This is a genomic window from Streptomyces galbus (assembly GCF_005280195.1).
Lineage (GTDB): Bacteria > Actinomycetota > Actinomycetes > Streptomycetales > Streptomycetaceae > Streptomyces > Streptomyces galbus.
In genome coordinates this window covers 23,757-47,915 of the sequence record NZ_SZPR01000002.1, presented here as the reverse complement: position 1 = coordinate 47,915, position 24,159 = coordinate 23,757, and the positions used below count along the sequence as shown (strand labels likewise).

Here is a 24,159-nt window from a genome sequence, read left to right as displayed (position 1 = left end):
TGCCGTCGCGGGCGGGCCCGCGCGCTCACAGGATCCGCACGCCCACCTGCTCCCACGCCTTGCGCACGGCCTCGAACTCGTCGCCGCCGTCCCCGTACCGCTCCCGCGCCGCCTTGACGGTGAGCCCGGCGAAGTCGGCGAACAGGGCGCGCTCGGCGAGCTCGCCGCCGGTGAGGACGTCGTACCAGATCTGCCCGGCCTTCTCCCAGGCGTGACCGCCGAGCGCGGCGGCGGCCAGGTAGAAGGCGTGGTTGGGGATGCCCGAGTTGATGTGGACGCCGCCGTTGTCGCGGCCGGTGCGCACGTAGCCGGCCATGGTCGCGGGCTGCGGGTCCTTGCCGAGCACGTCGTCGTCGTACGCGGTGCCCGGCGCCTTCATCGAGCGCAGGGCCGAGCCGGTGACGCCGGGGGCGAGCAGTCCCGCGCCGATCAGCCAGTCGGCCTCGGCGGCGGTCTGGCCGAGGGCGTACTGCTTGATGAGCGAGCCGAAGACGTCGGACACCGACTCGTTCAGGGCGCCGGACTGGCCGTAGTAGGTGAGGTTCGCGGTGTGCTGGGTGACGCCGTGGGTCAGCTCGTGCCCGATGACGTCGAGGGGCAGCGTGAAGTCGAGGAAGACCTCGCCGTCCCCGTCGCCGAACACCATCTGCTCGCCGTTCCAGAAGGCGTTGTCGTACTGCTCGTCGTAGTGGACGGTCGCGACCAGCGGCAGGCCCTCGCCGTCGATGGAGTGGCGCCCGTAGACCCGCAGGTACAGGTCGAAGGTGGCGCCGAGGCCGGAGTAGGCACGGTTGACCGTGGCGTCCTGGCCGGGCGGCTCGCCCTCGCGTCGCACCACGGCGCCGGGCAGGTCGGTGCGGTGCCCGGCGTCGTGGATCGTGCGCGCGGGCTGGTCCGACGGCGCGCGGGTGTCCGGCTCCGCCGCGAGGCGGAACTCGGTGGTCACCTGGCGCAGCGTGCGCAGCTCGCCGTCGCGCCGCAGGGTGCGGCGGGCGGGCCCGGAGCGGGCGGGGTCGTCGCTGCGGGCCAGTCGGTCGAGGACGTGGGGCGGGACGACGGTGCAGAAGACGGGCTGGAAGCCCCCGTGGGTGGTCATGCCCGGCACCTTCGCACCGGGTGACGGCACTGTCACTACTAGCCACCATGATTGGTGAAATAGGCCGACATTGCGGCTCGGAGCGGGCGGCCCAGTGGTATGGCGCACTTTTTGTCGCGATCGTCCGCGCGCGTCCACGCGGTCCCGCATACTGATACGGGCCCGCGCGCACCGGATCCCTTCGCTAGGCTGCGAGGCATCATGCGTTTCGGGCTGCTTCTCCTTAGCTGCCGCGGCGAGGGCCTGTAGTCGAGGCCGACCCCCTCCCCGCGGAGCTCGGTGTTGCGTCGTCGGCCGTCCATTCCGGACACCCTGAGGAGCCCGAAGCATCATGGCCAACCGCCAGCAGCCCAGTTCCATGCCGATCCACAAGTACGGTCAGTACGAGCAGGTCGACATCCCCGACCGCACCTGGCCCGACCGGCGGATCACCGCCGCTCCCCGGTGGCTGTCCACCGACCTGCGGGACGGCAACCAGGCACTGATCGACCCCATGTCGCCCGAGCGCAAGCGCCGGATGTTCGACCAGCTCGTCGCGATGGGCTACAAGGAGATCGAGGTGGGCTTCCCCGCCTCCGGCCAGACCGACTTCGACTTCGTGCGCTCCATCGTCGAGGAAGAGGGCGCGATCCCGGACGACGTGACGATCTCCGTACTGACCCAGGCCCGCGAGGACCTGATCGAGCGGACCGTGGAGTCCCTCAAGGGCGCCCGCCGGGCCACCGTCCACCTGTACAACGCCACCGCCCCCGTCTTCCGCCGGGTGGTCTTCCGCGGCTCCCGGGACGACATCAAGCAGATCGCCGTCGACGGCACCCGCCTGGTGATGGAGTACGCCGAGAAACTGCTGGGCCCCGAGACGGAGTTCGGCTACCAGTACTCGCCGGAGATCTTCACCGACACCGAGCTGGACTTCGCGCTGGAGGTCTGCGAGGCGGTCATGGACGTCTGGCAGCCCGGCCCGGGCCGCGAGATCATCCTCAACCTGCCCGCCACCGTGGAGCGTTCCACCCCCTCCACGCACGCGGACCGCTTCGAGTGGATGCACCGCAACCTGTCCCGCCGCGAGTACGTCTGCCTGTCCGTGCACCCCCACAACGACCGCGGTACGGCCGTGGCGGCGGCGGAGCTGGCCCTGATGGCCGGCGCCGACCGTGTCGAGGGCTGCCTGTTCGGTCAGGGCGAGCGCACCGGCAACGTCGACCTGGTCACCCTGGGCATGAACCTGTTCTCCCAGGGCGTCGACCCGCAGATCGACTTCTCCGACATCGACGAGATCCGCCGTACGTGGGAGTACTGCAACCAGATGGAGGTCCACCCGCGCCACCCGTACGTGGGCGACCTGGTCTACACGTCCTTCTCCGGCTCCCACCAGGACGCCATCAAGAAGGGCTTCGACGCGATGGAGGCCGAGGCGAAGGCCCGGGGCGTCACGGTCGACGACATCGAGTGGGCGGTGCCGTACCTGCCGATCGACCCCAAGGACGTCGGCCGCTCCTACGAGGCCGTCATCCGCGTCAACTCCCAGTCCGGCAAGGGCGGCATCGCGTACGTCCTGAAGAACGACCACAAGCTGGAACTGCCGCGCCGGATGCAGATCGAGTTCTCCAAGCTGATCCAGGCCAAGACCGACGCCGAGGGCGGCGAGATCACGCCGAAGGAGATCTGGGCCGTCTTCCAGGACGAGTACCTGCCCAACCCCGACAACCCGTGGGGCCGCATCCAGGTCCGCACCGGCCAGTCGACCACCGACACCGACGGCATCGACACGCTGACCGTCGAGGCGACCGTCGACGGCGAGGACACCGTCCTGTCCGGCTCGGGCAACGGTCCGATCTCGGCCTTCTTCGACGCCCTGCAGTCCATCGGGATCGACGTACGCCTGCTGGACTACCAGGAGCACACGATGAGCGAGGGCGCCTCCGCGCAGGCCGCCTCGTACATCGAGTGCGCCATCGACGGCAAGGTCCTGTGGGGCATCGGCATCGACGCGAACACCACGCGGGCGTCCCTCAAGGCGGTCGTCTCCGCCGTGAACCGGGCCGCGCGCTAGCTCGTCCCGAGGTCCCGCCCCGCCGGTCCCGGCAGGGCGGGACCTCTCGTTTTCGGCCAGCGGACCGTGCGGGTCACGGGAAGGTCTCGTCCTGGGTGCTGACTCCGCGTCCGTGATGTGGCTAACATCACGCAAGCACGGCGATGTTGCCGCGTGGTTACGGAGGTGCGACGTGCTGCCAGTACGGGGACGAGACGGCCGTGCCGCCAGGGGTGCGCGCATCCTGGGCACCCGCACCGCGTGGACGCCCGTGGGCGACGGGGAGTTCTTCTGCCCCGGCTGCGGGGGCGACCGCAACTACCAGCGCCTCACCGGCCGTCGGCGCTTCACCCTGCTGGGCGTTCCCGTCCTCCCGCGCGGTGAGACCGGGCCGGTCGTGGCCTGCGGGGCCTGCGGGCGCCACTTCGGCACCGACGTCCTCGACCACCCGACCACCACCCGCTTCTCCGCGATGCTCCGCGACGCCGTCCACACCGTCGCCCTCGCCGTCCTCGCGGCGGGCGGCACCTGCGCCCGCGCGTCCCTGGAGACGGCCGCCTCCGCCGTGCGCGCGGCCGGCTTCGACGACTGCACCGAGGAGCAGCTCGACGCCCTGGTGGAGGCCCTGGCCGCCGACACCGGGCGGGTCTTCGGCGAGCCCTGCGGCGCCGGACTGGCCATAGAGCTGCACGAGGCCCTGGACCCGCTCGCCCCGCACCTCGCCACGATCGGCCGCGAGGCGATCCTGCTCCAGGGCGCCCGGATCGCCCTGGCCGACGGGCCCTACACACCGGCGGAGCGGGAGGTGCTGGCCACGGTCGGCGCGGCCCTCACCCTGTGCACGGACGACGTGACCCGGCTGATGGCAGCGGCGGCGCGCACGCCGTCCTGAGCCGCGGGACGTCCTGAGCCACCGGGAAGCGGAACATGCCGGCGCGGACGACCGGGCCGTGGCGTGCCCGGTCCCGGCCGTCCCGCCCGGGCAGCATGGGGGCGACACCGGCCCGCCTCCCGAGGGACAGGGATGACACTCCTGCGCAGAGCCGTCCTCGCCACCGCCGTCTCGCTCGCCCCGTACGCCACCGCCCGCCCGGCCTCCGCCGCCGGGCGCCGCCCGCCCGGCACCGCGCCCGGCGTCCCCGTGCCCGACACCGCAGCGCGTGACACCTCCGTGCCCTACGTCTCCGGCCGGGACGGTTACGCCGCCTACCGCATCCCCGCCGTCGTCCGCACCCCGCGCGGCACGCTGCTCGCCTTCGCCGAGGGCCGGCGCGACGGTCCCGGCGACACCGGGGACATCGACCTCGTGGTCCGCCGCTCCGCCGACGGCGGCCGCACCTGGGGCCCGCTGACGGTGGCCGCCGCCGGGCACGGGGACACCCGGGGCAACCCCGCCCCCGTGGTCGACCCGCGCACCGGCGCCGTCGTGCTGGTGAGCTGTTCCAACGGCGGCACCGTCACCGAGGCGCAGATCATGCGCGGCGAGGTCGCGCCCGGGCAGGGCCGCCGGGTGTGGGTGCAGCACAGCCACGACGACGGACACCGCTTCGGCGCGCCGCGCGAGATCACCGCCTCGGTCAAGCCCGCGTCCTGGCGCTGGTACGCCACCGGGCCCGGACACGCCGTGGCCCTGACCCGCGGCCCGTACGCGGGACGGCTGGTCGTGCCCGCCGACCACTCCACGCCCCCGCCGCCCGGTTCCCCCGACACCGGCCGGGAGTTCCGCCACTACGCCGGCCACTGCCTGCTCAGCGACGACGGCGGCCGCACCTGGGGCCTGGGCTACGTCGACGACGACCCCGACGACCCGGCCGGCACCGTGAACGTCAACGAGACCACCGCCGCCCAGCTCCCCGACGGACGGCTCTACCTCAACGCCCGCGACCAGGGCGGCACCGCGCCCGGCAACCGCGTCGACGCCCACTCCGGCGACGCCGGCCGCACCCTCACCCGCCCGTTCGCCCCGCAGCCCACGCTCGCGGACGTCCCCGTGGTCCAGGGCAGCGTGCTCCAGCTCGACGGCGCCGGCGCCCCGCTGCTGTTCTCGGCGCCGTCGCGGCCCGCCGCCCGCCGGGCGCTGGCCGTCTGGCGCAGCACCGACGGCGGGGGCACCTTCACCCGGGCGCTCACCCTGTCGGACCGGCCCGCCGCCTACTCCGACCTGGTGCAGGTGGACCCGCGGACGGCCGGGGTGCTGTACGAGACGGGCAGCACGGGCCCGTACGAGGCGATCGCCTTCCGGCTGCTGCCGGTGGCGGAGCTGTAGGGCGGGTTCCGGTCGTCACAGGAGCCCGGCCTCGAGCAGGTGCCGCCGCACCTCCTCCACCTCGGCCTCGGACAGCGGCACCTGGGGTTCCGCCGTCGCCGGGCAGGCGATCACGCCGCGCAGGTGGAGCGCCGTCTTGAACGCGCCCAGCGCGGACGAGCCGGCCCCCATCCGGCCGGCGCCGACGCGGACCAGGCCGTACAGCGCGCAGAGCCGCTCCTGCACGGCGCGGGCCTCCTCCCGGCGTCCGGCCCGGCACAGCCGGTCCAGGCGGACGTAGCCCTCCGGGTCGACGTTGGCGAGGCCGGGCACGGCTCCGTGGCCGCCCAGCGCGAGGGCCGCGTCGACCAGCAGCTCGGAGCCGGTCAGGGCGCTGAACCCGGGCAGGTGACGGGTACCGGTGACCACGTCGCGGAAGCCGGCCAGGTCGCCGCTGGAGTCCTTCAGGCCGGCCAGCACCCCGTCCGACGCCAGTCGCACGACGAGGTCGGCGGACAGCTCGGCGGGACCGGCGGACGGCAGGTCGTAGGCGAGGACCGGGACCGGGCTCGCCGCGGCGGCCAGCCGGAAGTGGCGGGCCGTCTCCGCCGGCCCGAGCCGGGCGTAGAACGGGGAGATGACGACCACCCCGTCCGCGCCCGCCGCCGTCACCGACGCGATGTGCTCCAGCACGCGGGGCGTGGTCATGTCGATCGCCCCGGCCAGCACGGGCAGCTGTCCGCCCAGGTGCCCGGTGACCGCCTCCACCACCCGCCGCCGCTGCCCGTCGGTCAGGAACGCGGCCTCCGACGTCGACCCGAGCAGGAACAGGCCGTCCACCCCGGCGGCCACCAGGTGGTCGACCAGCCGCAGCAGCGAGTCCACGTCCACCTCGCCGTCCGGGCCCAGCGGGGTGCAGACGGGCGGGATCACACCGGTGAGCGGAGCGGGCAGCGACATGGTCCTCCTGGTGCCGGGCGGACCCTACGGGAGGGTGCGCTGGTACGACGGGTCGTGGTCCGAGTCGTACACCAGCTTGCCCGAGGAGTCGTAGCCCTTCACGTGAGGCGCCGCGGTGACCTGCCGGTCCAGGACGCCCGCGGCGACGAACCAGCCGTGGTCCAGGACGGCCCGGGCCGTCGCGCCGCCGTAGGACACGGTCACCTTCGCCACCGACGGCTTCACCGCGCCGACGGCCCCCCACCGGAACGGCAGCTTCCAGCGGCCGCGGTCCAGGAACGACTGCTGGTACAGCTTGCCGCCGTTCATGTCGGGGAAGACCGGCCCGGGGCCGTCGCCGGACAGGTCGCCGCCGCTGGTGTTCAGGGCGGTCACCTCGTCGTCCACGAGCTTGCAGATCAGCCGGTGCGACGCCGAGGCGGCCACCAGGAACCGCCCGTCCCCCGGGGAGTTGGAGTCGCCGGTGCTGCGCAGGGCGAGGAGGAGCCGGTAGTCGGCGGGCACGCCCAGCGCCTCGGCCCCCGCGGTCGTGTCGCCCTCCCGGCCGTAGGCGAGGCACTCGGCCAGGCCGTCCGCGGCCTGCTCGAAGGTGATCCCGTCCAGCAACTGCCCCGGGGTGGCGGGCCGTCCGGGCCCGGCGGGTGTCGCCGCGGCCGTCGGCGAGGGGCTCCGCGGGGCGGCGGCCGACGGCTCCGCCGCCGGGCCGTCACCCCGTCCGCCGGTCCCCCCGGTCCACGCGTACGCCCCCACGGGCGCCACCGCCAGCACGGCCAGCGCCAGCCCGGCGACCGCCAGCCGGCGCCGCCGCTCCAGCACGCCCCGCCGCCGGATCACCGGGTACGGCGCCGGCGCCGGGTGGAGGGCGTAGGCGTCCTCGGCGAGCAGCCGGCGCAGGCGCTCCTCGAAGTCCCGCACCCCCTCGCCGTCCTGGTCCTCTTGCGTCGTACGCGGTTCCTCGCTCACCGCTCGCCTCCCTGACCCGCGGCCACCGCCGGGGCCAGCCCCGGGCAGGCGCGCAGCTTGGCCAGGCCCTTGGACGCCTGGCTCTTGACCGTGCCCGGCGAACAGCCGAGCACCTCGGCGACCTCCGCCTCGGACAGGTCCTCCCAGTAGCGCAGGACCACCACCGCGCGCTGCTTCGGCGGCAGGGCGGCCAGCGCGTCGAGGAGAACCCCGCGCTCCTCGACGCGGCCGGCGCCCTCGTCCCGCCAGGCCACCTCGGGCGGAGCCGCCGTCAGCGACTCCGTGACCCGGCGCTTGCGGAAGCGGTCGCTGTTGCAGGTGACGAGCATCCGCCGGACGTACGCCTCCGGGTTGTCGGCGCGCGCCACGCGCCGCCACGAGCGGTACGCCTTGGCCAGCGCGGTCTGCGTCAGGTCCTCCGCGTGGTGGGTGTCGCCCGTGAGCAGGTACGCGGTACGCACCAGCCGTGACCACCGCGCCCTGACGAACTCCTGGAACTGGTCCTCCAGCCCGTCCTGCATCCAGCACCCCCTCCTCGCCCACCAGACCACCGGGGGGCGGTGGGGGGTTGCCCGCGGGGCCGGGGGTTTTCGTGGCGGTGCCGCTTGCCCGGTGTGCGGAACGTGCGCTCGGATGGGGGTCCGGTCTCGAGGAGGGGAGCGTGAGGGTCCGTGGGCGACGACGGTGGGGTGAGCCCCTGGGAGGCGGGCGGCGCCGGGGTGCTGCGGCTGCCGTCCGGGCGGCTGGTGCGCGGGCGCGGGCTGCGGCGCCGGCCGCGGGCCGGCGGTCCTGATCCGACGTACGGGCTCTACCTGCTCGGCGGGCCGCCGCCGGCCGTCGCCTGGGAGGCGCGCTGGATCCGCTGGCCCGACTTCCGGCTGCCCGCCGACCCGGACGAGGCGGCGGCCGCGCTCACCGAGGCGTGGCGGCGGGCCGCGACCGGGCGGGTGGAGGTCGCCTGCGGCGGCGGGCGCGGCCGGACGGGCACGGCGCTGGCGTGCTTGGCGGTGCTGGACGGCGTTCCCGCCGAGCAGGCGGTGGCGTACGTGCGCCGGCACTACCACCGGCGCGCGGTCGAGACCCCCTGGCAGGCCCGCTACGTACGGCGGTTCGGGGCGGCAGGGCGACGCCCTTGATCCGTCCGGAAGCCGACCGGCACCGGCGCCGCCGCGAGGTCGACGGCGCCGGTGCCGGTCACGGGCTCACAGGCTCACGTGCTCACGGACTCACAGGGCCAGGGTCATCAGCAGGCGGTGTTCGCCCGGGCCGAAGTAGTCGCGCAGGGGGCCGCCGGGGGCCGGGGTGAAGCCGAGGGAGTCGTAGAGCGCGATGGCGGTGGCGTTGTCGGGCTCGACGGACAGGACCACGGTGTGCGCGCCCCGGCCGCGCAGATGGCTCAGCACCTCGGTCATGAGCTGCCGCCCCCACCCCTGCCGGCGCACCTCCGCCGTGACCGCGAGGCTTAGGATCCAGCTCTCGGCGTCGTCGGTGCCCGTCGACATCACATAGCCCCTGAGTTCGCCGTCGCCGTCCTCCAGCACGAACATGTGCTCACGGAACGCGTCGAAGAACTGGCGCACCACGAAGAATGGATAGGGAGCGGCCGGAAATGCCTCCTTGTCGACACGGACGATGTCGGGTAGGTCCGTCTCGGTGACCGCTCTGATCCGCGGTGGTCTTTTCCGTGCCGTCCGGCTCAGAAACGAACCCGGGGCCGACGGATAGCGATCCCTGGGAGGAATCATGAGTTCCCCTTAAGTGACGCATCGGACCTTGCGTGATTACCTTATGATCGTCCATGATTGCCCCATGTGGGCCGGTCCTACAACCCCCGGGCTGCTGCTAGGCTGAACCATGACCTCGGGACCGCACACCGCTGAGCAGCCGACGCTCAATAAGGATGTTCCATGGGACTCCTTCGACCCCGGTGCGTACATCGGCAATAACTACCTCGACATGAAGACCGTGGACGAGGAGATCGTTTCCCGTGTACGCGATCATTTCAGCGGCCGGCTGCGGGGGAGCGACCGGGTGCTTTCGGGGATCGACGTCGGTGCGGGTCCCAACCTCTACCCCTCGCTCGCGATGCTCCCGTGGTGCAGGAACATCACCCTGCTGGAGTGGTCGGCGAACAACATCCGGTACCTGGAGGGCCAGCGCCCCGACTACGACGGGCACTGGGAGCAGTTCTGGAAGGTGCTGCGCGAGGACCGGGAGTACCGGGGATTCGATTCCCGGGATTTCTTCAGTGAGGCCGCAGTGCCCGTTCAGGGCAGCCTTTTCGACCTCTGCCGAGCGGACACCCGATGGGACATCGGCACGATGTTCTTCGTCGCCGAGTCCATCACCGAATCCCTGGATGAATTCCGCCGCGGAGTCGGCTGCTTCATGCACGTGCTGAAACCGGGTGCGCCTTTCGCTGCCGCGTTCATGGAGCATTCCGAGGGATACCGGGTGGGGGATCTGGAATTCCCGGCCACCTATGACATCGACATCGCCGAGGTGTGCGCCGCACTCGAGGGCTTCGCCCATCTCGACGACGTGCACCGCATGGCCGACGTCGGCCATCTCGTGCGGCACGGGCACACCGGAATGATTCTGGTCTGCGGCCGCCGGAAGGAATGACCGGCATTCTCGGTCGCCGCCAGGTAGTCGGGCCTGTTTGAGGGGAATGGGCATGCAGATCAAACCGCGTCAGAACCTGCTCGAGGTGTGGCAGTCAGTGGCCCGCCACTCCTTCGCGGACGGGGAGTGGGACTGGGGTGAGTGGGGAGGGCGCAGCAGCGTCGCCGACGCGGAGCGGCTGCTCTGCCTGCTGTACCCGGCGACGGAGATCACCTCGTTCCGCCTGGACGATCCGGACACCACCCAGGAGGACGTGGAGCGGGCCCTGCGCGCCGCGGGCGACTCCGCGGAGATCCCCGGCAACCTGGTGAAGGTCCTCACCGCCTTCATGGACCGGCACCGCAACGGCGACAGCCCGACCTTCTCCGGCGGCCACTACTTCACCGCCGCGGACCCCGCCCAGGAGCTGGCCAAGGAACAGCGCGAGACCGGCGTGGTCGACTCCTACTCGATGTCGGTCACGCTGTGCCTGGCCACCCTCGGCTTCCTCAAGGTCTACCGGACCAAGACCCAGCGCCCGAGCACCCTGGCGCTCATCGACCGGCTCCAGGAGGCCACCAGCACCCGGCTGACCGCCGCCATGGTCGCCCTGCTGCGCTCCTTCACGGTCAACGTCGTCGACGTCCCCTCCCCGCAGGGCCAGTCCCTGGTCCGGCTGCTGGGCCAGGGCCGGCTGTCCGAACGGCAGGTCGTCCAGCGCTTCCAGGACCGCTTCAAGGCCCTGCGCGCCGTCATCAGCGAAAGCGTCACCCTCGGCCTCGACAGCGACATCGCCGACCGACTGCGCAACGACAACCGCCTGTTCGAGTGCGGCTGGTCCTGGAGCGTCGTGCGCGACGCACCCGAGGTCGAGACCGGCGAACCGGTCGGCAAGCAGCCCCAGGGCGTGGCCGGCGCGGTGCCCTACCTGTACTTCACCGTGGTCGCCCTGGACGGCATCCCCGACCTGTTCTCCGAGCGCACCCTCGTCCTCGGCCTGCTCAACGCCGAACAGCAGAAGCTCGCCGACGCGCTGCGGCTGCGCTGGGAGATCACCCAGCAGTACTGGTCGGCCATCGCCCGCTTCGGCGACGGGACCTGGCCGCTGGAGGAGATCCCCTGGCGAACCACGCTCCAGCAGCTCGAGTCGGAGTACTTCTCCCTGTCCGTGGCCTCCATCCTGGTGCACGACCTGGTCCGCCGCCGCGCCACCGACGACGACCTCACCCGCACCGTCGCCGTCATGGAGCGCCTCGCCGAACGCGGCCGCGTCACCAGCGGCATGACCCGCGACGACCCGGCGATCACCCTGCACAACCCGGGCGTCAGCCTGCCGCTGCTCGGCAGCGAGGAGATCGGCCCGGCCATGAAGTGGACCATGTCCGACTTCTCCGCGCAGTTGCTCAAGCGGACCGTGCAGCTCTGCTCGCTGTCCCGGCGCAGCGACGCCCAGGACCGGCTGCTCCGGCTCGCCGAGGACATCCTCGAACACCTCTGGCAGCGCCGCATCGGCGACGGCTCCGGCGCCGGCCTGTGGGACAACGTCCACGCCGTCTACCCCGAGTCACCGGTCCGCCAGAGCCCCGCCCCGCAGGGCCCCGTCTCCTGGAGCGTCACCGAGCGCGTCACCGAGTGCATGGTCGCCGCGTACGGCCTGTACGCCCAGCCGCCGATCCGCAGCGCCCAACTCGCCACCCTGGCCCGGGAGATGATCAGCGAGGCCGCCCACCTGTTCGGCAAGGTGCAGATGGACCAGCCCGCGCCGCCCGCCAAGAGCCGGCAGGGCGAGGCCATGATGGCCGTCGAGGTCGACCTGCGCCGCGCCCGCGCCCTCGTCGACGTCCAGCCCGGCACCGCCTACGCGCTCGCCCTCGGGGTGCTCACCCGGCTCGACTCCCTGGCACGCGCCCGGGAGAACACCGGCTCGGGGGTGTGAGGCGTGCTCGTCTTCGCCGCCTCCGACAAGGGGGGCACCGGCCGCTCGGTCACCAGCGCCAACCTCGCCTACCACCGCGCGCTGGACGGGGACGACGTCTGCTACCTGGACTTCGACTTCGGCTCGCCCACCGCCCCGGCCGTCTTCGACCTGCCCGACGTCCTCACCGAGGCCGAGGGCAAGGGGCTGCACTCGTACCTCAAGGGCAAGACCGGCGAACCCCTGCGGGTCGACGTGTGGGCCCGCACCGAACACCCCGTGCTGCGCACCCGGCCCTCCGGGTCCGGGCGCCTGGTGCTGCTGCCCGGGGACCGCACCGGCGGGGAATTCGTCACCGACGAGGAGAACCTGCACCGGTGCGTGGACCTGGTCCTGCGGCTGAAACGCGAATTCGACGTCATCGTCGTCGATCTGAGCGCCGGCCGCAGTTATGCCATGGACCTCGCACTCGCCGCGACCGCCCCGCGCAGCGCGCTCGCCCGCATCACCACGCGCTGGCTCGTGTATCACCGCTGGACCCGCCAGCACGTGATGGCGGCCGCCGAACTCGTCTCGGGAAAACAGGGCATTGTCCGGGCCGGAGTCGCCATGGGCCACGACGAGACGGCCCTTTCCGGAGCGATCCGCTTCGTGCGGGCCGCCGTGCCCGACCTGCAATCCCCGCTGTGGTCCCAGGCGCGCCCCGAACAATCCGTGTGGATGCACGAACGCGACCGCCAACTCGAGGCAATGGCAGCGGGTTTGGGGATCGGAAAGACCCGGGCCCTGGCGTCCATTCCGCTGGAGCCCGTCCTGCAATGGCGGGAACAGCTCATCACCTACGAGGACGTCGTCGACAGCCGCGTCGCCAACTTGGAGACCTGGCAGGCGATGGGGGACCTCGCGCAGCGGCTCGGCGACGACAAGTACTGGGGGCAGCTGTGAAGGGCGCCCTCCCCGACGAGGGGACCCCCTTCCGGGAGACCAGTGCCGAGCCGCCCACCGCGTCCGTGCCCTTCTCCCACCTGTCCCTGGAACTGGGGCACCTGTACATGGAGGACTTCGCCGACGGCCCGGCCCGGCTGGCCCGCCACTTCGCCGCGGTACGGCCCTGGGCGGACGCCGTCCGGGCCGGCGTCGGACCGCTGCCCGGGGGCCGGCGCCCCCGGATCAGCACCTGCTTCCTCGTCGACGACTACTTCAGCCGCCTCGCCACCCCGGCCGAGCTGGTCCCGCCGCTGCTCGCCGCCGCCCGCGAGGCCGGCCTGGCCATCGACTACCTGGCCCGCGAGTCCGGCTGCGCCGCCCCCGACCCCGCCCGCCCGGGCAGCGCGCCGCTCGCCGAGTCCGTGCTGCACCGGCTGGTCGAGTCACCGCCGCCCGGCAGCACCGGCTACCGCCCGCCGGTCGGCCGCACCGGCTGGCTCACCAACGGCCGCCGCACCCCCTCGCGGCGCACCTCCGCTGCGCTCGACGCGAGCGACGTCTGGCAGCCCCCCAGCGAGACCCTCGCCCGCGGTCACTCCGTCTTCATGGACGTCGAGCTGTTCAGCGGCCCCGAGGACGACCGCACCTGGTCCTGCGCCTTCCTGGCCTCGGTGTGGCAGCTCGCCCGCCTCGGGCTGCTCCGCGACAACGGGCGCGCGGTCCTCACCCCCGTCGCGTGGGACCCCGCCGCCTTCCCGGCCGACTGGGACGCCCTGCCGCCCGTCGTGCAACTCACCCCCGGTGCGGCGCCGTTCACCGCCTACGGCACGTGCAGCGTGCTCCCGGGCCGCTTCCTGCCCGTCGAGCACGCCGTGCGGGTCGTCCTGGACCAGGTGCAGCTCGAACCCGACGTGCTCGACCAGGTCGCGCGGCGGTCCGCCGCCGAGGAGTACCCGTTACCGGCCGGGGTCGTCGAGCGCACCTCCTACGTGTTCCCGCCGGGACTGTGACATGGGCGCCCAGGAGAGCACCCCGCGTCCGGCGCGCCCGGTCCTCGCCTGCGGCGAGGTGCGCACCTGTCTGCTGCCCACCCGGGACGCCGTGGACGAGCGGGCCGCCGAGACGCTGCTGCGGCTGCGGGCCGACGAACGCGTCCGGGTCTCCCGGCGCCCCAACCGCTGCGCCGTCTCCCCGGACGTCCTGACCGGCGTCGACTGCCGGCTGCCCACCGCCAACGGCGCCAAGGTCCGCGCGATCGGCACGGTCGCCGCCCGCGCCGTGCTCACCGAGGGCCGCGTCCTGCAGTCCACGGCGTACTTCGCCGCCCCGGCCGACGGACCGGACAGCCGCCGCCCCTGGGGCTACTACCTCGTGCGGCCCGGCCTGCTGGTGCCGGTCGGCCGCCTGCCCGCGGCCGCCGTCGCCGAGGGCTTCCTCGCCGGGCACCGGCCCGAGGAGCTGGACGTCGGCTCCGTCGCCGAGAGCCTGCTGGCCCGCATCTCGCGCGCCGAGCTGCTGGACTACGACACCCCGCTCAACACGGCGAGCACCGTCCTGCGCTGGGCCGCCCGGCCGGCGCCAGCGGGCAGCGAGCCGTCCCTGCGCTTCACCGTCGGCGAGGAGGGCCTGCGCACCGTCGCCCTGCGGCTGCCCGAGGGCACGGCGCCCGCCGCCGTCGCCGGGCTCTGCGAGGACCTGGCCCTGCACGACTGGCTGCTGACCACCGTCGGCGACAAGCTCGACGGGGTACGGCTGGGCACCGACGACCAGGCCGCCGTGCGCAAGGTGCTCGGGCCGCTCGTCGACCACCTGCTCCACCTGTGGATGCCCCGCGCCCGCCTGGAGCGCGTCCTGTCCGGACTGTGGGACGCGCTGGAGGAGACGCCCGGGTTCACCCGCCAGTGGGACGCCCTGGCCCAGCGCATCCGCGACCAGCTCGCGCTGCGCGCCCTGCTGGCCCGCCGCGAGGCGCTCGACGCCCGGCTCACGGCCCGCTGAGCCACCCGCACGGAGAACCACCGCACGAGAAGGAACCACACGGCACGACCCACACCAGACAGACGGTCCGCGCACCATCCCGACGGGGGGACACACGAGATGCCTGGCCCGACGCTCCCGCGCCACCCTGACCGCACCGACACCCCGCGCCGCTCCGACGCCGACAGCGCCCGGCGGGTGACCCAGAAGGTCCTGGTCACCATCGTCATCGGCGGAGTCGTCTACATCCTCACCAACGTCCTGCTGCCCGAGGACGACGGCCCCTGGCAGCTCGTGCTGTCCGTGCTGTGCGGCGGGGCGGTGCTGCTCACCCAGTTCATGATCTCCTTCGCGCACCAGCTCACCGACCTGAAGTACGTGGTCGAGAAACGCTTCGCCGACATCGGCGAGGCCACCAAGCTCTTCAACGAGGTGGAGAAGTTACGCGGCGACGGCGTGCCCCGGCTCGCCGAGCACGCCACCAAGGTCGTCTCCACCGGGCCCGAGATCCTGCACGACTTCGCGCACGAGGAGATCAACCGGCTCGCCGCGCAGATGGAGGACCTCACCAACCTCAGCGCCGAGACACCGGGCGAGAACCACGACTGGCTGATGACGCTCACCAAGTGCACCCGCAGCAGCATCGACGCGATCAGCACCACGGTCGTCGACGACGGCTTCTGGTCCACCGAGCCCGCCAGCCGCTACCTCACCGCCCAGCGGGACGCGATCCTGGAGCGGCACATCACCGTGCGGCGGCTGTTCATCGTCAAGGAGCGCGGCGAGCGGGCCGCCCTCGCCCCGATCTGCGAGGAGCAGCGGCAGATGGGCATCGAGGTCCGGGTGGTGGCGCTGGACCAGCTTCCCGCGCACCTGCGCCGGGGCAAGATGATCGACTTCATCGTCTTCGACGGGGCGCTGAGCTACGAGATCCACGCCGACCAGCTCAGCGTGAACTCCTCGACGACCGTCAACGCCCGCGCCGACCTGGTGCAGCCGCTGATCCGCCGCTTCGAGCAGCTCTGGGACGCCGCCCGCGAGCAGCAGTCCCCGAACGGCCGGCCCGGCCCGGACAGCCTGCGCGTCCTGACCAACGGCCCGGACCCGGACGGTGCCTGACCGGGCGGGTCCGGGGGTGCGCCCGGGGGCGGGGGACCTCAGAACAGCTTGGTGCCCCTCAGCCGCGCCTTGACCGCCTCGCGGCCGTTGCCGAGGATCATCCGGCGCACCACCGGGTCGGCCTCGGTGGCGGCCCAGCGGACCATCTTCAGCAGGGTCTTGGGCCGCGGGTCGAGGAAGCGCACCTCGCGCTCGGCGTACCCGAAGTTCTTCGGGACGAAGTCGGCGGCCAGCAGCCGGTCGTAGAGCAGGTCGGCGGCGTCGGCGGCGGTCACCACGCCGGCCTCGACGGCCTCGCACTGCTTGACCATCGTCTCGTACAGGTCGGCGAAGCCGTCGTGGTCGGGCCAGTACAGGCCCGGGTTGGGCACCTCCTCCAGGTCGGTGAAGTGGCTGTCGCGGCCGTCCCGGCGGAACTTGGTGAGCGCGCTCTGCATGCGGTACACCCCCGCGTTGGCGCCCCACGCCCAGATCCTGAACACCGCGCTCCACAGGTCGTAGTCGGTCCAGGAGATGTACGACGAGTTGACCAGGGTGTCGTTGTGGTCTAGCAGGCCCTGCTGGAGCCGGTCCACCGGGGCGAACCGCTCGGCCGAGAAGTCGTCGTCCTGCACCGCCCGCAGCAGCCGCCAGGCGAGGAGGTTGAGCGCCTCGGTGGTGTTGGACAGGCCGCGGGAGAACAGCGGGTCGATGAAGCCGGCCGCGTGCGACAGCAGGAACCAGCGGTCGCCGGCGGTCCGCGAGGACGAGTACTGCAGCCGGCCCGTCGCCGTCCACTCGCGCACCGGCTTGATGCCCTCGAACTGCCGGGCGATGTCCGGGAACGGTGCCGCCAGGGCGTGGAAGTCCTCCTCGGGCGTCAGCCCGTCGGGCTTGGGGTAGCGGCGCGGGTCGACGGTCATGCCCACGCTGCACAGGGGGTTCCTGGACCACTTGTTGTTGTCGAAGGCGATCACCCAGCCCCAGCCGCGCTCGAACATGTGGTGCACGGTGCCCTCGTACCAGGGCACCGGCGGCCGCCAGTTCTCGGGCACGGTGTCGAAGAGCCGGTCGGTGGGCGTGATGCCGACGACGTGGTTCCACACCGAGCGCGAGTGGTGCTTGAACCGGCAGGGGTTCTCGCGCAGGCCGAACTTCTCGGCGACGGGGGAGCGGAAGCCGCTCGCGTCGACCAGGTAGCGGGCCCGGTACTCGCCGTCCCGGCCGGACAGGGTGACGCCCGAGCCGTCGAAGTCGATGTCGGTGACGAGGAAGTTCTGGCGCGCGACGCAGCCGTACTTCACCGCCACGTGGAACAGGTACGAGTCGGTGTCCTGCCGGAACAGGTGCGCGGCCTCGTGCAGCAGTTGGGGCGGCGTGGCGAACTCGTTGACCTCGCGCGGGTTCTGCGGGGCACCCTCGTGGTGCAGCAGGAACCCGAAGTGGCGTTTGACGCCGAAGCGCGGCCCGATCGCCCGGGTGGTGTCCGTGAACGACGCCAGGTGCGCGATCTCCGGCACGTCGTAGCGCTCGGCGAGCGTGCGCAGCGAGACGAGCGTGAACGGGATCGTCGACTCGCCGATGGCGAACCGTGGGTGCGAGCCGGCGTCCAGCAGCAGCGTCCTGACCCCCTGCCGGGCGAGGATCGCGCCCAGGATCGACCCGGCCACCCCCGACCCGAGGATCGCGACGTCGTACCTCTGCGTGCCCCGTGGCTCCATGTCCTGTCTCCTTGTCGGTCGTCTCGCCGCGACGGCCGCCGCTGTGGGGAGCGGGGTCGCGGGGTCGGTCTCGTCCCGGGCGGTGCCCGCCCGGGCGGTGGCGCTACGGCGATCGGTGTCGGGGTGGGGTGGTGCTCGCGGGACCGCTCGGCCGGCGTCGGTCCGCCGGTCAGCGGCGGGCCGCGCGCAGGCGTTCGCCGAGCAGCCCGCGCAGCGCCCCCTTGAGCAGCACGGCGGTGTCCTGCGGGGCCTCGGCGCGCACCCAGCGGGCGGCCCGCAGCAGCCGGGCCGGGGTGTTGTGGAAGAACCGGTCGGCCGGGTCGGCGAGACCGAGCGGCGGGGGCACGTAGTCGGCCTCGCGGAGCGCGGCGAAGATCCGCTCCGCGGCGTCGGCCGGGGTGCGCCGGCCCGCCTCGACGTCGGTGCACAGGGTGCGGGCCAGCGGCGCGAGGGAGGCGAAGTGGGCGCCGCCGGGCCGGTCCGGCCCCTCCAGCGCGCGGAAGACGGCGTCGTCGCCGGTCCTCGCGTGGGCAGCGGACGCGTGCTCGACGGCGAGCGCGCCGAGCACCGTGCTCAGCGTCCACAGCCGGACCACGGCGTTGAACAGCGCGTGGTCGCGGAACGCCACGAACGAGGCGCGGGTGAGGTCGTCGTGCGCGCCGAGCAGCGAGCGCTGGAGGTCCTCGACGGGACGGAAGCGCTCCGTCGACCAGTCGCCGTCGCGCGCGGCCGCGATCAGCCGCCAGGCGAGGGCGTTGACGACCTCCAGGCTGTGCCCGAGCCCGCGCGAGTAGAGCGGGTCGACGAACCCGGCCGCGTGGGAGGCGAGGCAGTAGCGGTCGCCGACCATGCGGCGCACGGAGTGCTGGAGCGGGTCCACCGAGGTCCACGGGCGCACGGCCCGCGCACCCGCGAACTGCCGCGCCACGTCCGGAAGTCGCCCCAGGACGGCGTCGAACTCCTCCTGCGGCGCACGCCCGTCCGCCGCCGGGTGCCGGCGCGCGTCGAGGACGAGCCCCACGCTGCACGGGCCGTCGCCGCCCCGCCGCCGGTTGCCGAACGGGATCACCCACAGCCAGCCGCCGTCGAAGACGTGGTGCAGGGTGCCCTCGTGCCACCGGCCGGGCTGCCCGCCGGCCCGCCCGGCCGGGGTGTCGTCGTACGGCGTCACGCCCGTCATGTGGGTGTACAGGCAGCGCGACCGGTGGTCCCAGGCGGCCGGTTCCTCGCGCAGCCCCAGCTCGCGGGCCACGGGGGAGCCGGGCCCGCTCGCGTCCACGACGTACCGCACGGCGGTCTGCGTGCCGTCGGCCGTGCGCAGCCACGCCCCGCGGTCCGCCTCGACGCGCACGCCCTCGACGCGGGCCCCGGCGCCGGTGCGCACCTCGGCGCCCGTGCGCCCGGCCAGCGCGAGCAGCCGGGCGTCGACGTCCTCCCGGTACAGGTGCGGCGGGTCGGGCACGACGGAGGGGTTGACCACCTGGTACACCTCGCCGGGGTGCTGGCGCAGCCCCGGGCGGTGCAGCACGAAGCCCACGTTGCGCAGCACCCCGGTGCGGGCCGACAGGGTGCCCGCGACCTGCTCGGCCGCGCCGAGGGAGGCGATCTCCGGCACGTCGTACCGCCGGGCGACGGCCCGGGCCAGCGCCGCGCTGTAGGGCACCATCGACTCGCCCACGGCGAACCGCGGCCCCGGTGCCGCCTCCAGCAGCAGCGTCCGTACGCCGGCCCGGGCCAGGACGGTCGCGAGCAGCGAGCCCGCGAAGCCGCCTCCGATCACGCCGACGTCGTAGTCCGCCGGGCCGTTCCCACCGTTCGTCGTCTTCACGGGGCCTCACCGTCGCTCGGATGCAGCGCGCTGAAATACATGGCGCGTTGAATTCTACGGACGTTGAGTTACCGTGCAATGGGGCAGGTGCCGGCGTGCGCGGTTTTCAGCCGAGGGGCGCGGGGCGCCCGCGACCGGTCAGGTCCGGGCCCCCGGCACGGCGGAGCCGGCATCGGGCTCCGGCCGCAGCGCCGCCGGGTCCCGGCGCACGGGCGCGTACAGCAGCGGCGTCGCCAGCAGCAGGACCCCCGCGAGCCCGATCGCGAGGCGGGGGCTCGTCAGCTCGGCCAGCAGGCCCCACAGGGCGGTCAGGGCCGCGATGCTCGTCTTGGTGCTCACCGACCAGGCCGACAGCGTGCGGGTCACCCGGTCCGACGGGGTCAGCTCCAGGCGGGTGGTGGCCAGCACCGGGTTGTAGACGCCCGCGCAGGTGATCAGGGCCAGCTCGACCACCATCACCAGGACCAGGCCGGTCACCCCCGGGCCGACGAGGACCAGCCCGACCGGCCACACGGCGCGCAGCGTGCCCGCGGTCAGCAGGACCCGGCGGCGTCCGTACCGGGCCACCAGCCGGCGCGACAGGCGCGAGCCGACCAGGCCGCCGGTGCAGGGCACCGCGAAGGCCAGCCCGTACTGCCAGGGGGAGAAGCCGAGCGGGCCGAGCATCAGCACCGCCAGCAGCGGGGCGGACACCATGATCAGGCCGTTCACCAGCGCGGCGTTCACGAACAGGGGGCGCAGCACGGGATGGGTGAGGATGTACCGCCAGCCCTCCAGCAGCTCGCGCGCGCTCAGCCGGCCCGCCCTCGCGGGCGCCGCCGGGGCCGGTTCACCGCCGCCGACCGCGCGCAGGCCGAGCGCCGACAGCAGGTAGCTCACCGCGTCCGCCGCCACCGTCACCACCGGCCCGAACAGGCCGATCGCCGCCCCGCCGAGCGGGGGACCGACCATGGTCGCCGACCACATCGTCGACTCGAAGCGCCCGTTGGCCACCAGCAGGTCCTCGCGCGGCAGCAGCCCCTTCAAGAACGCCCCGCTCGCCGCGGTGAAGGTGATGTCGGCGGCGGCCACCACCACCGACACCAGCAGGAGCTGCCCCAGCCCCAGCAGCCCCAGCCCGTACGCCGCCGGGATGCTCAGCAGCGCCGCGCAGCGCAGCAGGTCGGCGCCGATCATCACGGGCCGCTTGCGCCGGAACTCCACCCACGGCCCCAGCGGCACCGCCGCCAGCGCCCCCACGGCGGGCCCCGTCGCCGCCAGCGCCGCCACCTCGAGCGCCCCGGCGTGCAGCACGAGCACGGCGATCACCTGGAGCGCGTCGAAGGCCAGCCACGTCCCGAACGTACTGACCGCGTACGCCCCCCACAGCCACCCGAACCTGCGCCCCAGCGAATCCCGCGCCACGTGGTCCCCCCTCCCGTACGAACCGGGCGATCCTAGTCGGTGCGACACGGCGCCCCCCGCGCGTAGGCGAGAATGGACCCATGACTGCGTCCCGACTCGACCGTGGCCCGGCGCGCACCCGTGCGCGGGGTGCGGGTTCCCGCCGGGTGCCGGCCGTGCGGGGAGGGCGCTCGTGAGTCTCTTCCGGGACGACGGCGTCGTCCTGCGCACCCAGAAGCTCGGCGAGGCCGACCGGATCATCACGATGCTCACCCGCGGGCACGGGCGGGTGCGGGCGGTGGCGCGCGGTGTGCGGCGCACCAAGTCGAAGTTCGGGGCCCGGCTGGAGCCGTTCTCGCACGTCGACGTGCAGTTCTTCGCGCGCGGCAGCGAGCTCGTCGGGCGCGGGCTTCCGCTGTGCACCCAGAGCGAGACCATCGCGCCGTACGGCGGCGGCATCGTCACCGACTACGCCCGCTACACGGCCGGGACGGCCATGCTGGAGACCGCCGAGCGGTTCACCGACCACGAGGGCGAGCCGGCCGTGCAGCAGTACCTGCTGCTGGTCGGGGCGCTGCGCACGCTCGCCCGCGGCGAGCACGCCCCGCACCTGGTGCTGGACGCGTTCCTGCTGCGCTCCCTGGCCGTCAACGGCTACGCCCCGAGCTTCGGCGACTGCGCCAAGTGCGGCATGCCCGGGCCCAACCGGTTCTTCTCGGTGGCCTCCGGCGGCTCGGTGTGCGCCGACTGCCGGGTCCCCGGCAGCGTCGTGCCGTCCCCGCAGACCCTGGTCCTGCTGGGCGCGCTGCTCACGGGAGACTGGGAGACGGCCGACGCCTGCGAGGCGCGGTACGTCCGCGAGGGCAACGGGCTGGTCTCCGCCTACCTGCACTGGCACCTGGAGCGCGGACTGCGCTCCCTGCGGTACGTGGAGAAGTGACCCTCCCGGCCCGGGCGGGCCGGAGCGGTCGCAGAGCAAGCAAGCAACAACCGAGGGACACGAGGAGACGAGAAGCACATGGTCGTACGCGGCATCCTGGGGCGTCAGCGGCGCGAGTACCGGGCGCCCGAGCCGCACCCGTCCGGGGCCCGTCCGCCGAAGCTCCCGGGCGAGCTGGTCCCCGAGCACGTGGCGATCGTCATGGACGGCAACGGCCGCTGGGCCAAGGACCGCGGGCTGCCGCGCACCGAGGGCCACAAGGTCGGCGCCGAGCGCGTCCTCGACGTGCTGCAGGGCTCCATCGAGATCGGCGTCCGCAACATCTCCCTCTACGCCTTCTCCACGGAGAACTGGAAGCGCTCGCCCGACGAGGTGCGCTTCCTGATGAACTTCAACCGCGACTTCATCCGCAAGACCCGCGACCAGCTCGACGAGCTGGGCGTGCGGGTGCGCTGGGTGGGCCGGATGCCCAAGCTGTGGAAGTCGGTCGCCAAGGAGCTCCAGATCGCCCAGGAGCAGACCAAGGGCAACGACCGCCTGACGCTGTACTTCTGCATGAACTACGGCGGCCGCGCCGAGATCGCCGACGCGGCGAAGGCGCTCGCCGAGGACGTGCGGGCGGGCCGCCTGGACCCGTCGAAGGTCAACGAGAAGACGCTGCAGAAGTACCTGTACTACCCGGACATGCCGGACGTGGACCTGTTCCTGCGGCCCAGCGGCGAGCAGCGCACCTCCAACTACCTGCTCTGGCAGAGCGCTTACGCCGAGATGGTCTTCCAGGACGTGCTGTGGCCGGACTTCGACCGCCGCGACCTGTGGCGGGCCTGCCTGGAGTTCGCCTCCCGGGACCGCCGCTTCGGCGGCGCCGTCCCCAACGAGGAACTCCTGGCCATGGAGGGCCGCAGCCCCGACGAGCCCTCCTGACCGGCGGACGGGCGGGCACCGCGGACACGACGACGCCCGCCCCGCACCCCGCGCGAGGCGGGGGCGGGGCGGGCGTCGTGCGTGCCGGGGTGCCGCGGACCGGGGGTCAGCAGCCCACGAGGCGGGACGCGAGGTAGCCCTCGATCTGGTCGAGGGAGACGCGCTCCTGCTTCATCGAGTCGCGCTCGCGCACGGTGACCGCGTTGTCCTCGAGGGTGTCGAAGTCGACGGTCACGCAGTACGGGGTGCCGATCTCGTCCTGGCGGCGGTAGCGGCGGCCGATGGCGCCGGCGTCGTCGAACTCGATGTTCCAGTGCTGGCGCAGGGCCTGGGCGAGGCCCTTGGCCTTGGGCGACAGCTCCGGGTTGCGGGACAGCGGCAGGACCGCGGCCTTCACCGGGGCGAGGCGGTGGTCCAGGCGCAGCACCGTGCGCTTCTCCAGCTTGCCCTTGGCGTTGGGCGCCTCGTCCTCGACGTACGCGTCGAGCAGGAAGGCGAGCATGGCGCGTCCGACACCGGCCGCCGGCTCGATGACGTAGGGGGTCCAGCGCTCGCCGGCCTCCTGGTCGAAGTAGGAGAGGTCCTGGCCGGAGGCCTTGGCGTGGGCCGAGAGGTCGTAGTCGGTGCGGTTGGCGACGCCCTCCAGCTCACCCCACTCGGAACCGCCGAATTGGAAGCGGTACTCGATGTCGGCGGTGCGCTTGGAGTAGTGGGAGAGCTTCTCCTTCGGGTGCTCGTACCACCGCATGTTCTCCTCGCGCAGGCCCAGGCCGGTGTACCAGTTCCAGCGCTGCTCCATCCAGTACTCCTGCCACTGCTCGTCCTCGCCCGGCTTGACGAAGAACTCCATCTCCATCTGCTCGAACTCGCGGGTGCGGAAGATGAAGTTGCCGGGCGTGATCTCGTTGCGGAAGGACTTGCCCGTCTGGGCGATGCCGAACGGCGGCTTGCGGCGCGAAGTGGTCTGCACCTGGGCGAAGTTGGTGAAGATGCCCTGGGCGGTCTCCGGACGCAGGTACGCGATGGAGCCGGTGTCCTGGGTGGGGCCGAGGTGCGTGGAGAGCAGACCCGAGAACTGCTTGGGCTCGGTGAACTGGCCCTTGACGCCGCAGTTGGGGCAGTTGATGTCGGCCAGGCCGTTCTCCGGGGCGCGGCCCTTCTTCTCCTCGTAGCCCTCCTCCAGGTGGTCCGCGCGGAACCGCTTGTGGCAGGAGGTGCACTCGGTCAGCGGGTCGCTGAAGGTGGCGACGTGGCCGGAGGCGACCCACACCTCGGGGGCGAGGATCACGGACGAGTCGAGACCGACGACGTCCTCGCGGGAGGTCACCATGTAGCGCCACCACTGGCGCTTGATGTTCTCCTTCAGCTCGACACCGAGCGGCCCGTAGTCCCAGGCGGCGCGCTGACCGCCGTAGATCTCACTGCAGGGGAAAACGAAGCCACGGCGCTTGCTCAGGCTGACGATGGTGTCGATCTTGTCGGCGGCCACGGTGCTCTCTTCATTACGACGACGGGCGACGAAGCGAGGTGCTTCCAGCGAATGCTT

21 protein-coding genes are annotated in these 24,159 nt (G+C 73.0%); 12 read left to right on the top strand and 9 right to left on the bottom strand.

Translation table 11 applies throughout. The annotated features are described in order from the left end of the window. Positions 1 to 25: 25 nt before the first annotated feature. Positions 26 to 1,096: a M4 family metallopeptidase gene (locus E4U92_RS00830; protein ID WP_137298282.1), complete on the bottom strand. Its 1,071-nt coding sequence runs from the start codon at positions 1,094 to 1,096 to the stop codon at positions 26 to 28. Positions 1,097 to 1,427: 331 nt separating this feature from the next. On the opposite strand from E4U92_RS00830, the gene leuA reads away from it, so the two are divergent. The 3 genes from leuA to E4U92_RS00810 all read left to right on the top strand — a co-directional run bounded on the left by leuA (position 1,428) and on the right by E4U92_RS00810 (position 5,394). After that, positions 1,428 to 3,149 (top strand): 2-isopropylmalate synthase, encoded by a 1,722-nt coding sequence (gene leuA / locus E4U92_RS00820; protein WP_137298281.1) that lies wholly within the window; start codon positions 1,428 to 1,430, stop codon positions 3,147 to 3,149. Positions 3,150 to 3,321: 172 nt separating this feature from the next. Next, positions 3,322 to 4,020, top strand: coding sequence for a tellurite resistance TerB family protein (locus tag E4U92_RS00815; protein WP_137298280.1), 699 nt, complete (start codon positions 3,322 to 3,324; stop codon positions 4,018 to 4,020). 132 nt (positions 4,021 to 4,152) lie between these two features. Next, positions 4,153 to 5,394, top strand: a complete 1,242-nt coding sequence (locus E4U92_RS00810; RefSeq protein WP_137298279.1) for a sialidase family protein — start codon at positions 4,153 to 4,155, stop codon at positions 5,392 to 5,394. Between the two features lie 15 nt (positions 5,395 to 5,409). Here E4U92_RS00810 and E4U92_RS00805 read toward each other — a convergent pair whose 3' ends face one another. From E4U92_RS00805 to E4U92_RS00795, 3 genes are read right to left on the bottom strand one after another with little or no spacing between them, the layout of a single operon-like run. Next, positions 5,410 to 6,333, bottom strand: coding sequence for a dihydrodipicolinate synthase family protein (locus E4U92_RS00805; protein ID WP_137298278.1), 924 nt, complete (start codon positions 6,331 to 6,333; stop codon positions 5,410 to 5,412). A 24-nt stretch (positions 6,334 to 6,357) separates the two neighbouring features. Then, the gene (locus E4U92_RS00800; protein WP_137298277.1) at positions 6,358 to 7,296 is read right to left on the bottom strand and encodes a hypothetical protein; all 939 of its coding nucleotides are present in this window, start codon (positions 7,294 to 7,296) and stop codon (positions 6,358 to 6,360) included. Then, positions 7,293 to 7,817, bottom strand: a complete 525-nt coding sequence (locus E4U92_RS00795; RefSeq protein ID WP_137298276.1) for a SigE family RNA polymerase sigma factor — start codon at positions 7,815 to 7,817, stop codon at positions 7,293 to 7,295. Before E4U92_RS00795 ends, E4U92_RS00800 begins: the two co-directional genes overlap by 4 nt. A 150-nt stretch (positions 7,818 to 7,967) precedes the next feature. Between E4U92_RS00795 and E4U92_RS00790 the strand changes: the two genes are divergently transcribed. Continuing rightward, a complete protein-coding gene (locus E4U92_RS00790) occupies positions 7,968 to 8,432 on the top strand; it encodes a phosphatase domain-containing protein (RefSeq protein WP_229862285.1) in 465 nt (154 codons plus the stop codon). A gap of 90 nt (positions 8,433 to 8,522) precedes the next feature. Here the strand turns inward: E4U92_RS00790 and E4U92_RS00785 are convergent, their stop codons facing one another. Continuing rightward, positions 8,523 to 9,041 carry a GNAT family N-acetyltransferase gene (locus E4U92_RS00785; protein WP_137298275.1) on the bottom strand — a complete coding sequence of 173 codons (519 nt, stop codon included), beginning with the start codon at positions 9,039 to 9,041 and terminating at the stop codon, positions 8,523 to 8,525. 109 nt (positions 9,042 to 9,150) lie between these two features. On the opposite strand from E4U92_RS00785, the gene E4U92_RS00780 reads away from it, so the two are divergent. The 6 genes from E4U92_RS00780 to E4U92_RS00755 all read left to right on the top strand — a co-directional run bounded on the left by E4U92_RS00780 (position 9,151) and on the right by E4U92_RS00755 (position 15,838). After that, complete coding sequence (locus E4U92_RS00780) at positions 9,151 to 9,921, top strand: SCO2525 family SAM-dependent methyltransferase (protein ID WP_137298274.1); 771 nt, start codon at positions 9,151 to 9,153, stop codon at positions 9,919 to 9,921. Positions 9,922 to 9,973: 52 nt separating this feature from the next. Next, on the top strand, positions 9,974 to 11,836 hold the full coding sequence (locus E4U92_RS00775; RefSeq protein ID WP_137298273.1) for an SCO2524 family protein: 1,863 nt from the start codon (positions 9,974 to 9,976) through the stop codon (positions 11,834 to 11,836). Positions 11,837 to 11,839: 3 nt separating this feature from the next. After that, on the top strand, positions 11,840 to 12,760 hold the full coding sequence (locus E4U92_RS00770) for an SCO2523 family variant P-loop protein (RefSeq protein WP_137298272.1): 921 nt from the start codon (positions 11,840 to 11,842) through the stop codon (positions 12,758 to 12,760). Then, the gene (locus tag E4U92_RS00765; RefSeq protein WP_137298271.1) at positions 12,757 to 13,752 is read left to right on the top strand and encodes an SCO2522 family protein; all 996 of its coding nucleotides are present in this window, start codon (positions 12,757 to 12,759) and stop codon (positions 13,750 to 13,752) included. The genes E4U92_RS00770 and E4U92_RS00765 overlap by 4 nt, the downstream gene beginning before the upstream one ends. Position 13,753: 1 nt before the next feature. Beyond that, complete coding sequence (locus E4U92_RS00760) at positions 13,754 to 14,740, top strand: SCO2521 family protein (protein WP_137298270.1); 987 nt, start codon at positions 13,754 to 13,756, stop codon at positions 14,738 to 14,740. A gap of 99 nt (positions 14,741 to 14,839) precedes the next feature. Further along, a complete protein-coding gene (locus tag E4U92_RS00755) occupies positions 14,840 to 15,838 on the top strand; it encodes a hypothetical protein (protein WP_137298269.1) in 999 nt (332 codons plus the stop codon). A gap of 38 nt (positions 15,839 to 15,876) precedes the next feature. Here E4U92_RS00755 and E4U92_RS00750 read toward each other — a convergent pair whose 3' ends face one another. From E4U92_RS00750 to E4U92_RS00740, 3 genes are all read right to left on the bottom strand, one after another. Continuing rightward, positions 15,877 to 17,538 (bottom strand): NAD(P)/FAD-dependent oxidoreductase, encoded by a 1,662-nt coding sequence (locus tag E4U92_RS00750; protein ID WP_137298268.1) that lies wholly within the window; start codon positions 17,536 to 17,538, stop codon positions 15,877 to 15,879. A 169-nt stretch (positions 17,539 to 17,707) separates the two neighbouring features. Beyond that, a complete protein-coding gene (locus E4U92_RS00745; protein WP_137298267.1) occupies positions 17,708 to 19,366 on the bottom strand; it encodes an FAD-dependent monooxygenase in 1,659 nt (552 codons plus the stop codon). Positions 19,367 to 19,504: 138 nt separating this feature from the next. After that, the gene (locus E4U92_RS00740; protein WP_229862283.1) at positions 19,505 to 20,770 is read right to left on the bottom strand and encodes an MFS transporter; all 1,266 of its coding nucleotides are present in this window, start codon (positions 20,768 to 20,770) and stop codon (positions 19,505 to 19,507) included. Positions 20,771 to 20,942: 172 nt separating this feature from the next. Between E4U92_RS00740 and recO the strand changes: the two genes are divergently transcribed. Then, complete coding sequence (gene recO, locus E4U92_RS00735) at positions 20,943 to 21,689, top strand: DNA repair protein RecO (protein ID WP_137298266.1); 747 nt, start codon at positions 20,943 to 20,945, stop codon at positions 21,687 to 21,689. Between the two features lie 78 nt (positions 21,690 to 21,767). Beyond that, complete coding sequence (locus tag E4U92_RS00730; RefSeq protein WP_137298265.1) at positions 21,768 to 22,613, top strand: isoprenyl transferase; 846 nt, start codon at positions 21,768 to 21,770, stop codon at positions 22,611 to 22,613. A gap of 106 nt (positions 22,614 to 22,719) precedes the next feature. On the opposite strand, the gene E4U92_RS00725 is transcribed toward E4U92_RS00730, so the two are convergent. Continuing rightward, entirely contained in the window at positions 22,720 to 24,102 is a 1,383-nt protein-coding gene (locus E4U92_RS00725) for a glycine--tRNA ligase (RefSeq protein WP_067241287.1), read from the bottom strand. Positions 24,103 to 24,159: the final 57 nt, after the last annotated feature.